The sequence below is a fragment of the Pseudomonas sp. S37 genome (assembly GCF_016658545.1).
Taxonomy (GTDB): Bacteria; Pseudomonadota; Gammaproteobacteria; order Pseudomonadales; family Pseudomonadaceae; genus Aquipseudomonas.
Genome location: NZ_JACVZC010000080.1, coordinates 19,523 through 29,279 on the forward strand (window position 1 = coordinate 19,523; position 9,757 = coordinate 29,279).

The following is a 9,757-nucleotide window of genomic DNA, read 5'->3' on the forward strand; positions in this document are numbered from 1 at the left end:
GGGCTGCAAAGCAGCCCCAAAATCCCCCAGGAATAAGCAAATTCTCGCTTACCCCTAAACTTCAATAAGCGGAAATCCGCTCATTCCCGCGCAATAAAGTCCTCACGGACCAACCCGTGCCGCTGCATCTTCTCGTTCAGCGTACGCCGCGGCAGCTGCAACGCCTCCATCACCGCATTGATCGCCCCGCCGTGCTGGCGCAACGCCGCGCGCAGGCACTGCGCCTCGAACGCTTCCATCTGCTCGCCCAGCGAGTGCCCGCCAGGCGCCACCTCGATGTTTGGCGAACCCAGCCCCAGCGCATGCCGCTCCGCCGCATTGGCCAGCTCGCGCACGTTGCCCGGCCAGTCATGCGACAGCAGTTGAGCCAGTTGTGCACCCGACAGCGGTGGGGCGGCACGGCCAAGCCTGTCGGCAGCAGCACGGGCAAAGTGTTCGAACAGCAGTGGAATGTCCTCGCGCCGCTCGCGCAATGGCGCAAGGCGCAACTCGGCGACGTTCAGGCGGTAAGCCAGGTCTTCGCGGAAGCGTCCGGCGCGGGCTTCTTCGAGCAGGTCGGGCTTGGTCGCGGCAATGATGCGCAAATCGACGCTGATGCTCTGGTTGGCGCCCAGACGCTCCAGCTTCTGCTCCTGGATTACCCGCAGCAGCTTGGCCTGCTGGGCCAGGGGCATGCTTTCGATTTCATCAAGAAACACCGTACCACCATTGGCGTACTCCAGCTTGCCGATGCGCTTGCCCTGGGCGCCAGTGAAGGCGCCGCTTTCATGGCCGAACAGCTCGGCCTCGAACAGTGCTTCGGGGATGGCCGCGCAATTGAGGGCAACGAACGGCTTGGCGGCGCGTGGGCCAAAATCGTGCAGGCAGCGGGCGACCCGCTCCTTGCCACTGCCGGTTTCGCCACGGATCAGCACATTGACTGGCAGGTTGGCCAGGTCCAGTACCTGGCGACGCAATTGTTGCAGGCCTTGGGACATGCCCAGCAGCGTGCCTTCCAGGCGTGACTTGAGGTCGGCCCGCTCGTGCAACCGGCGGTTTTCCAGCACCAGCTGGCGTTTTTCCAGGGCCCGGCGCAGGCTGCTCAGCAAATGTTGCGGGGTGAACGGCTTTTCCAGGAAGTCATAAGCCCCATTGCGCATGGCCTCCACGGCCATGGGTACATCCCCGTGGCCGGTCAGCAGAATCACCGGCAGGTCGGGGTCGTCCGCCTGCAGGCGTTCGAGTAATTGCAGGCCGCCCATGCCGGGCATGCGCACATCGCTGATGATCACCCCGGGGAAATGCTGCGGCAGATTGGCCAGGCACTCTTCAGCGCGGGCGAACAACTGCACGCTGAAACCGGAAAGGCTCAGCCATTGCTCGACTGCCGTGCGGATACTGGCTTCATCATCGACGACGATCACTGAATTCAACATACAGGCACCAGGTCTCGGGGCAGGGTAAGGTTCAGGCGCGCACCACCGGGCAGGTTTTCGGCCTGCAGCTGGCCGCCGGCCTCGTGGACGATGCCATAGGAAATGGCCAGGCCCAGCCCCAGCCCTTCGCCCACCGGTTTGGTGGTGAAGAACGGGTCGAAGACCTTGGCCAGGTCAGCTTCGGCAATGCCGCCACCCGAGTCCAGCACACTCAGCCGCCATAGTTCGCCGTCTGACTCGATGCGGATCTCCAGGCGTTTGTAGCGCTTGTCGGCCATGGCGTCGAGGGCATTGCGCAGCAGGTTGATCAGCACCTGCTCAAGGCGGATGGCATCGCCTCGCACCCAGGCCGGCCGTGCCAGGTACAGGGCCACCTCAACTTCCTCGCTGCGAATGCGCGCTTCCAGCAGGTGCAGGGCCTGGTCGACCACGGTGGCCAGGTCGAGGCGTTCGCGCAGGCCCACCGGGCTGTTGCGGGCGAAGGTCTTCAGGTGGCTGGTGAGTGCAGCCATGCGCGTCAACATTTGCTCCAGCGGCTCCAGTGCCTGGCGCGCTTCGTCGTAGCGGCCATGGTCGAGCAGCAGGCGCAGGGTTTCCAGTTGCATGCGCTGGGTGGTTAGCGGCTGGTTGATTTCGTGGGCCATGGCTGCCGACATCTGCCCGAGTGCAGCCAGCTTGGCCGACTGCACCAGGCCTTCCTGGGCGGTGCGCAGCTCGCGGGTGCGTTCCTCGACCTGGCGCTTGAGTTCTTGCCGGCTGCGCTGGCGCAGGCGGGCCAGGCGCAGGCGCTGGCTGACGAACAGCGCGGCGAATACCAGGCTTAGCCACACGGCGGCTGCGCCGAGGGCGGCATTGCGGCCATCGGCGGCGACCTGCGGTTTGCGCAGCAGGTGCAAGGTCCAGTTTTCGCCTTCCAGCGGCAGGCTTTCCCACAGGTATTCGGTACTGCCTAGCGGCCCTTGTACACGGCTAAGGGTGCTGTTGGCGGCAAAGCGGGTGAGTACCTGATGCTGCAGTGGCACCAGCGGTTGCTTGTCGTACTGGCGGGTTTCGGCCAGCTCGGCACGGTCGGCGCCGCTTAGCGGCTGCAGCTCACGGTAACGCCAGCCGTCCTGGTTGGCGATGAAGGTGATACCACGGGCGTCGCTGACCAGCAGGATATCGTTGCCCTGGCGCCATTCACGCTCAAGCTCGGGAAACTCCAGCTTCACCACCATGGCGCCGAGGAACCGGCCATGCTCGTCGTTGACTGCGCTGGCGAGGAAGTAGCCCGGCACGCCACTGGTGACGCCAACGGCGTAGAAGCGGCCACTGCCCAGGCTGCGGGTTTGCTTGAAGTAAGGGCGGAAGCCGTAGTTGGAGCCGACGTAGCTGCTGGGCAAGCGCCAGTTGCTGGCGGCAATGGCCAGGCCGGTGCGGTCGAGCAGTTCGAGGGTGGAGGAATTGGCGGCGCCGTTGATGCGTTCAAGCTTGCGGTTGAGGGCGTCCTGTACCGGCTCGTTGACCGGGCCGCGCAGGGCGGCGATCAGTTCCGGGTCCAGGGCCAGTACGGCGGGCAGGGCGCGGTAGCGGTCGATCAGGGTGTGCAGGGTGTTGGCGTACAGGCCCAGTTGCTGGTTGGCGCGTTCGGCGTCGTCCTCCATGGCCTGGCGCTTGGCCTGGTGCATGGCCCAGCCGGCGCTGAGGGCGGTGCCTAGCAAGATCAGCAGGGTGATCAGCCCCAGACGCAGGGCGCGAAAGGAAAAGGGCATTGGGGCGGATCCGGATCATTGGGATATCGGGGCCGGCCCCTTCGCGGACAAGCCCGCTCCCACAGGTATCGTGCAGGGCATCTGCTTGCAGAGTACCTGTGGGAGCGGGTTTACCCGCGAAAGGGCCGGTACAGGCGACCTTTTCAGTTAAAGCAATTCAAAACTCTGCTGCTGCACCGCCTGGGAATCCAGCCCGACCTGGACATTGAATTCCCCAGGTTCGGCAACCCGCTGCAGTTGGCCATTGTAGAACTTCAGGTCTTCCTCGCTGATGCGGAAGCTCAAGGTGCGTGTCTCACCTGGCTTGAGCATCAGTTTCTGGAAGTTCTTCAGCTCTTTCACCGGGCGGCTCATCGATGCCGACACATCTTGCAGGTACAACTGCACCACGGTCTCACCGGCCACCTTGCCCGTATTCTTCACCGTCACCTTGGCCTCCAGTGTGTCGCCGCGTTTGAGATCCTTGTTCGACAACGCCAGGCCCGACAGCTCGAAGCTGCTGTAGCTCAGGCCATAGCCGAACGGGTATAGCGGGCCGTTGGGCTCTTCGAAGTATTGCGAGGTGTAGTTGCCCGGTTTGCCTGGCGTGAACGGCCGGCCGATGCGGGTGTGGTTGTAGTACATCGGGATCTGCCCGACCGAGCGCGGGAAGGTGATGGCCAGCTTGCCGGACGGGTTGTAGTCACCGAACAGCACGTCGGCAATGGCATTGCCGCCCTCGGTGCCGGAGAACCAGGTTTCGAGGATGGCGTCGGCCTGTTCACGCTCCCAGCCGATCGACAGCGGGCGGCCGTTCATCAGCACCAGTACCAGCGGTTTGCCCGTGGCTTTCAGGGCCTTGATCAGCTCGCGCTGGCTGGCCGGGATTTCCAGGGTGGTACGGCTCGACGACTCGTGGGACATGCCACGCGACTCGCCTACCACTGCCACTACCACGTCGGACTGCTTCGCTGCCTTGACCGCTTCGTCGATCAGCACGGCCGCCGGGCGTGGGTCGTCGACGATTTCCGGGGCGTCGAAGTTGAGGAAGTTCAGGTAGTCGAGGATCGCCTTGTCACCGGTGACGTTGGAGCCTTTGGCATAGACCAGCTTGGCTTTGCCTTCCAGGGCGCGGCGCAGGCCTTCGCGCACGGTGACCGAATGCATCGGTTTGCCGTCGGCAGCCCAGCTGCCCATCATGTCGATCGGGGCATCGGCCAGCGGGCCGACCAGGGCGATGGTGCCGGCCTTTTTCAACGGCAGGGTCTGGTTGTGGTTCTCCAGCAGCACCAGGCTGCGGCGCGCCACATCACGTGCGGCCTCGCGATGCAGGCGATCGTTGCCGTAGTAGTCCTTCAGGTCGGTTTCGGCCTTGCCGATTCGTACGTACGGGTCCTTGAACAGGCCCATGTCGTACTTGGCGCCCAGCACTTCGCGCACAGCCTGGTCCAGCTCGCGCTGGGTGACTTCGCCGGACTTCAGCAGGCCCGGCAGCTCTTCGCCGTACAGGGTGTCGTTCATGCTCATGTCGATACCGGCCTTGATCGCCAGCTTGGCAGCTTCGCGGCCATCACGGGCGACGCCATGGCGGATCAGCTCCTGGATGGCGCCATGGTCGCTGATGGTCACGCCCTTGAAGCCCCATTCCTTGCGCAGCAGGTCGTTCATCAGCCAGGTGTTGGAAGTGGCCGGCACGCCGTTGATCGAGTTCAGCGCCACCATTACCCCGCCAGCACCGGCGTCGAGCGCGGCGCGGTAGGGGGGCAGGTAGTCGTTGTACATTTTTGGCAGGCTCATATCGACCGTGTTGTAGTCGCGCCCGCCCTCCACCGCGCCGTACAGGGCGAAGTGCTTGACGATGGCCATGATGCTGTCGGGGTTGCCCGGGCTGCTGCCCTGGAACGAGCGCACCATCACCTGGCCGATCTTCGAGGTCAGGTAGGTGTCTTCGCCGAAGCCTTCGCTGGTGCGGCCCCAGCGCGGGTCGCGGGCAATGTCGACCATGGGGGCGAAGGTCATGTCCAGGGCATCGGCCGAGGCTTCGATGGCGGCGGTGCGACCGACCTTGGCCACGGCGTCCATGTCCCAGGTGGCGGCCATGCCCAGGCCGATCGGGAAGATGGTGCGTTCGCCGTGGATGGTGTCGTAGGCAAAGAACATCGGGATCTTCAGGCGGCTGCGCATGGCCGCATCCTGCATCGGGCGGTTTTCTGGTGCCGTTCGCGAGTTGAAGGTGCCGCCGATGCGCCCGGCAGCGATCTCTTCACGGATTTTCTCGTGGGGCATTTCCGGGCCGATGCTGATCAGGCGTAGCTGGCCGATTTTCTCGGCTTCGGTCATCTGGCTGATCAGATGCTCGATGAAGGCCTGCTTGTCTTGCAGGGGCGGGGCGGAGGGGGCGGCGAGGGCCGCCTGACTGGCAAGGCCCATGGCCAGGCCCAGCAAGGACAGTTTCATCATCAATTCCGTTTTGGGGCTTGTGCCGTATCCACGGTGATACGCGCGCGGCCGAAGTTTTCAGGCGGCTATTGTTGTACGATTCGCAGGCAATTCATCCAGCGGCGGATTATGCCTGAATATGTCACCCGCGGACGAAGCCCCGAATGCCGGGACAACAACTATAAGAACGTTCAAGAGACCGACGGCATGACCCCTTTCGACGAATACCATCAGCGGCAGATTGCCGAAGCCATTGCCCGTGCCGAACGGCGTACCGATGCCGAACTGGTGACGGTACTGGCCCGGCGTGCCGACGATTACGCCTATTGGCCGTTGTTCTGGGCCGCCGTGCTGGCGCTGGCTGTGCCTGGGCTGTTGCAGTGGTTGACGGGTTGGCCGGGTGTGCGTGGCTTGCTGGTGGCCAACGTGCTGCTGTTTGTCGGCCTGTGCCTGCTGCTGCGCAACCCGCGCCTGGCCGGCTGGCTGATCCCTCGGGGGCTGCGCCGCTGGCGTGCCTCGCGCCTGGCCCGGCAGCAGTTTCGCGAGCAGAACCTGCAGCGCACGGCCGGCGCGACGGGGGTGCTGATTTTTGTCAGCGAGGCGGAGCGGCATGTGGAGATACTGGTCGATCGCGGTATCGAGCACTGCCTGGATGCCAAAGCGCGCGCAGCCATCGGTGCCCGCTTTGCTGAACAGGTTCGCCAGGGGCAAACCTTGCAGGGCTTTGTCGAGTGCATCGAGGCGTGTAGTGAGCTGCTTAGTCAGCACGTTCCGCCAACCCATGCCCGCAACGAGTTGCCCAACCGGCTGGTAATTCTCGATTGATTCGGATCCGCCTGGCTTGACGCGTTCCCTGTGGGAGCGGGTTCACCCGCGAATACTGCCTAGAGGCTACCGACGCATTCGCGGGTAAACCCGCTCCCACAGGGTGTAGAATGCGCTTCCCGCTATTCGAGGCACCGTTTCTCCATGTCCGCCAGTCATTCCGCTTCCGTCGCGCCGGATGCGCGCGCTCAGTTTCTCGACCTGCTGCACGCTGCCCTGCACGGCAACACCTTGGTCAAACTGGTACTGGCGCGCCATGTCGGCGCCGACCAGACCTTGCAACGGATCATAGCCAAGCCGCTACAGGTCAAGGGCCAGCCGTGCCTGTCGCTGGTCTACCGCCACCAGACCCGCGACATCACCCGCAACCTGGCGCTGGACCAGGCCCAGGCACTGGTCGCCGAGTTGTTGCCGGACAGCTTCCGCAATGCCCACCTGTTCGACGCGGACGGCGAAGTGCAGCTGACCTTCAGCAAGAAGGGCAAGCCCATGCTGCAGCGCCATGGCGCGCAGGCACCGCGCGAGGTTGCCGCAGGCAGTGGTCATGACCGCGAGAAGAAACGCTACCTGGAGCTGTCGCGGCCGTTCCTGCGCGACCTCGGCGTAACCGACGCACAAGGCGCGCTGATCCCGTCCATGTCGCGCAAGTGGAAGCAGATCAACAAGTTCATCGAGGTGTTCGACCACGCCCTGGCCAGCGCTCCGGTGCCGGCACAGCAGGCGCTGCGGGTGGCCGACTTCGGTTCGGGCAAGGGTTACCTGACCTTTGCCATGCACGACTACCTGCGCAACAGCCTGGGCCGCGAAGCACAGGTGACCGGCGTTGAATTGCGCCAGGACATGGTCGACCTGTGCAACGCCGCCGCCTCGCGCCTGGAGCACCCGGGCCTGGAGTTCCAGTGTGGTGACGTACGCAGCGTGGTACCTGCAGCCATCGAAGTGATGATCGCCCTGCATGCCTGTGACATCGCCACCGACTACGCCATCCATACCGGCATCCGCTGCAATGCAGCAATCATCATGTGCTCGCCGTGTTGCCATAAACAGATCCGCCCGCAACTGCACAGCCCAGGCTTGTTGCAACCGATGCTGCAGTACGGCCTGCACCTGGGCCAGCAGGCCGAAATGCTCACCGACAGCCTGCGTGCGCTGTACCTGGAGGCCTGCGGTTACGAAACCAAGGTATTCGAGTTCATCTCGCTGGAGCACACCAACAAGAACAAGATGATTCTTGCGGTGAAGCGGCGCCAGGCGGTGGACAACGGCGCGTTGCTGGAGAAGATTACCCAGCTCAAGGCGTTTTATGGGGTGCAGGAGCATTGCCTGGAGACGTTGTTGCGGGGTGATGGGTTGCTTTGAGCGCCCCGGATTCTGGCCTCGAGTCAGGTCCGGCCATTCTTCAGACAGGGTTCCAGTATTCTTGTAGGGCATTTCCTGATTTGCGCTCCTGCGACTTATCGCTTCAGGGTTTCTGTAATGTGGCGTGCTTGGTAAGGAGATGGTTGTCATTTGACAACCTTTCGCTGACAAGCCCACACTGGAGAAAAGCTGATGGCGCGCCCCAGTCATGCCAGGAAAGAGGTCGAGCAGGCCTTGAGGCACGCAGAGTCAAAGGGATGGAGAGTCGTGGTAGGCGGCGGGCATTGTTGGGGAAAGCTGTATTGCCCCTACAACAATGCTGATTGCCGGTGCGGGGAATTCTGCATTACCAGCGTATGGAGCACTCCGAGGAGCGCCGGCAATCTAGCGCGACAACTAAGGCGTGTGGTCGACAACTGTACGGCTGGCAGAACGGCAACGCAGGCGCTTGATGCCGGGGAGGAAAGTAATGATGGAGTATGAGTTCACCCTCAAGTATCAATTGGGCGAAAACGAAGATATCGATGCGCTCCTGGAGCGTCTGGCTGAAAACGGATGTGATGATGCGCTGGTCGGTGTAGGTCAGCCTGGGCGCTTGGCATTGGCATTCATTCGCGAATCCGGCTCTGCAAGGCAGGCTCTTGAGAGTGCGCTCAATGACGTTGGCAGAGTTGTTCCGGGCGCTCGTCTCATCGAGGCAAGCCCTGACCTTGTAGGGTTGAGCGATGTGGCTGAAATCATCGGCGTATCTCGACAGAACATGCGCAAATTGATGCTCGCGCATGCCAATAGCTTCCCTGTACCTGTTCACGATGGCAGCACGTCTCTGTGGCACCTTGCCGACATTCTGGCCTGGTTGCAGGAACGAGGGAGCTATGTGATCGGCCAGAACACGTTGGAGCTTGCTCGTATGGCGATGGCTGTCAATGTGGCGAGGGCCTACGAGCGCGTTTTCGGCGAGCCTGGCTTGGCACATTGAACATGTGCTTCAAGCTCGCCTCATCTTCGGGCGGGCGGTAATTCTATAGCCAGCTCTGCCTGCCCCAATGGATGGGTACTGGCATCGAAGAAATGCAGTGTCGTGCCCGGCATATCGCCGAAGCGATCAACGAAATGCTGCTTCTGGTTGATGACCGACGCTTCGCTCAATGGCCGGATAGCAATCGACAGCTGTTTCGGCCCGGCCAGTCGAATGGCTTCAAGCAGGTGCTGGTCAGTGCTGTCCAGATGTTGGCCGAACAGGCATAGGCCCTGATGTTCCTGCGCAAGCTGACCCAGGCACCAGCTCAGGTAGTCCGAGTGACGAATCGCGCGCAGTTTCTCTTCGCTGCGGTCTTCGTTGACGAACAGCGGTACTTCACCCGGAATGTTCACGGCAAAACCATCGAGCAGTTCGGCACTGTCGGCGCTGCGCTGGCGGGTGGTACCGTCGGGCAACTTGAGCAGGTGCAGGCCACCATGCAGGTGCATGACCCGGGTGCCTTCGCAGCGGGTGCGGCGCACGTCGAAGAAGCCTTGCTCGTCGAACAGTTCGGCGAAGCCATGCGGGGCGTGTTGCACGGCCCACGGCAGCAACAGGTCATAGTTGCTGGTGTAGACGCTGCGATAACCGCGCAACGCGTGGTTGAGAACGTCCAGGGTTGCAGGGCGCATCAGCGGCCACGGCAAGTGCACGGTTCGCACGGCATGGATCAACGCTTCCTTGATCGAGTAGTAGCGGTTCAGCGGCGCGGTGGAGTTGATGGCCAGCGCCGCATTGGCGCGCACGGTGGTGTTGAGGGTGCTGAGCACCGGCTCGAACAGTTCCGTGGCCAAGGACTTGAACAGGGCCTGGTCGCTGATGGCCAGGCCTTTCTTGCGGCCGGCGCGTTGTGCTTCCTCGAACAGCGAGAAGTAGCCGAACGGCTTCCACACGGCGCGGCTGGCGCCGTTGCCCAGCAGCAGGGCGTCGCAGGGGTGGCGGGCGGCGAGTTCTGGCCAGGGGGGGAG

General features: G+C 63.1%; 8 protein-coding genes. 4 read left to right on the forward strand and 4 right to left on the reverse strand.

The window, feature by feature from the left end:
- Nucleotides 1-80: 80 nt before the first annotated feature.
- The 3 genes from IAE39_RS20530 to bglX all read right to left on the reverse strand — a co-directional run bounded on the left by IAE39_RS20530 (nucleotide 81) and on the right by bglX (nucleotide 5,605).
- Nucleotides 81-1,415, reverse strand: coding sequence for a sigma-54-dependent transcriptional regulator (locus IAE39_RS20530; protein ID WP_201205937.1), 1,335 nt, complete (start codon nucleotides 1,413-1,415; stop codon nucleotides 81-83).
- Nucleotides 1,409-3,166, reverse strand: coding sequence for a sensor histidine kinase (locus IAE39_RS20535; RefSeq protein ID WP_201205939.1), 1,758 nt, complete (start codon nucleotides 3,164-3,166; stop codon nucleotides 1,409-1,411). Before IAE39_RS20535 ends, IAE39_RS20530 begins: the two co-directional genes overlap by 7 nt.
- 147 nt (nucleotides 3,167-3,313) lie before the next feature.
- Complete coding sequence (gene bglX / locus IAE39_RS20540; RefSeq protein WP_201205941.1) at nucleotides 3,314-5,605, reverse strand: beta-glucosidase BglX; 2,292 nt, start codon at nucleotides 5,603-5,605, stop codon at nucleotides 3,314-3,316.
- 186 nt (nucleotides 5,606-5,791) lie between these two features.
- Between bglX and IAE39_RS20545 the strand changes: the two genes are divergently transcribed.
- The 4 genes from IAE39_RS20545 to IAE39_RS20555 all read left to right on the forward strand — a co-directional run bounded on the left by IAE39_RS20545 (nucleotide 5,792) and on the right by IAE39_RS20555 (nucleotide 8,747).
- Nucleotides 5,792-6,409, forward strand: a complete 618-nt coding sequence (locus tag IAE39_RS20545; RefSeq protein WP_201205943.1) for a TPM domain-containing protein — start codon at nucleotides 5,792-5,794, stop codon at nucleotides 6,407-6,409.
- A 144-nt stretch (nucleotides 6,410-6,553) separates the two neighbouring features.
- A complete protein-coding gene (locus tag IAE39_RS20550; RefSeq protein WP_201205944.1) occupies nucleotides 6,554-7,768 on the forward strand; it encodes a class I SAM-dependent methyltransferase in 1,215 nt (404 codons plus the stop codon).
- Nucleotides 7,769-7,960: 192 nt separating this feature from the next.
- On the forward strand, nucleotides 7,961-8,251 hold the full coding sequence (locus tag IAE39_RS29755; protein ID WP_236548728.1) for a hypothetical protein: 291 nt from the start codon (nucleotides 7,961-7,963) through the stop codon (nucleotides 8,249-8,251).
- Nucleotides 8,241-8,747: a helix-turn-helix transcriptional regulator gene (locus IAE39_RS20555; protein ID WP_201205947.1), complete on the forward strand. Its 507-nt coding sequence runs from the start codon at nucleotides 8,241-8,243 to the stop codon at nucleotides 8,745-8,747. The genes IAE39_RS29755 and IAE39_RS20555 overlap by 11 nt, the downstream gene beginning before the upstream one ends.
- A 20-nt stretch (nucleotides 8,748-8,767) precedes the next feature.
- Here IAE39_RS20555 and IAE39_RS20560 read toward each other — a convergent pair.
- The coding region (locus IAE39_RS20560; protein ID WP_201205946.1) for a DUF4917 family protein at nucleotides 8,768-9,757 on the reverse strand (990 nt) is incomplete at its 5' end.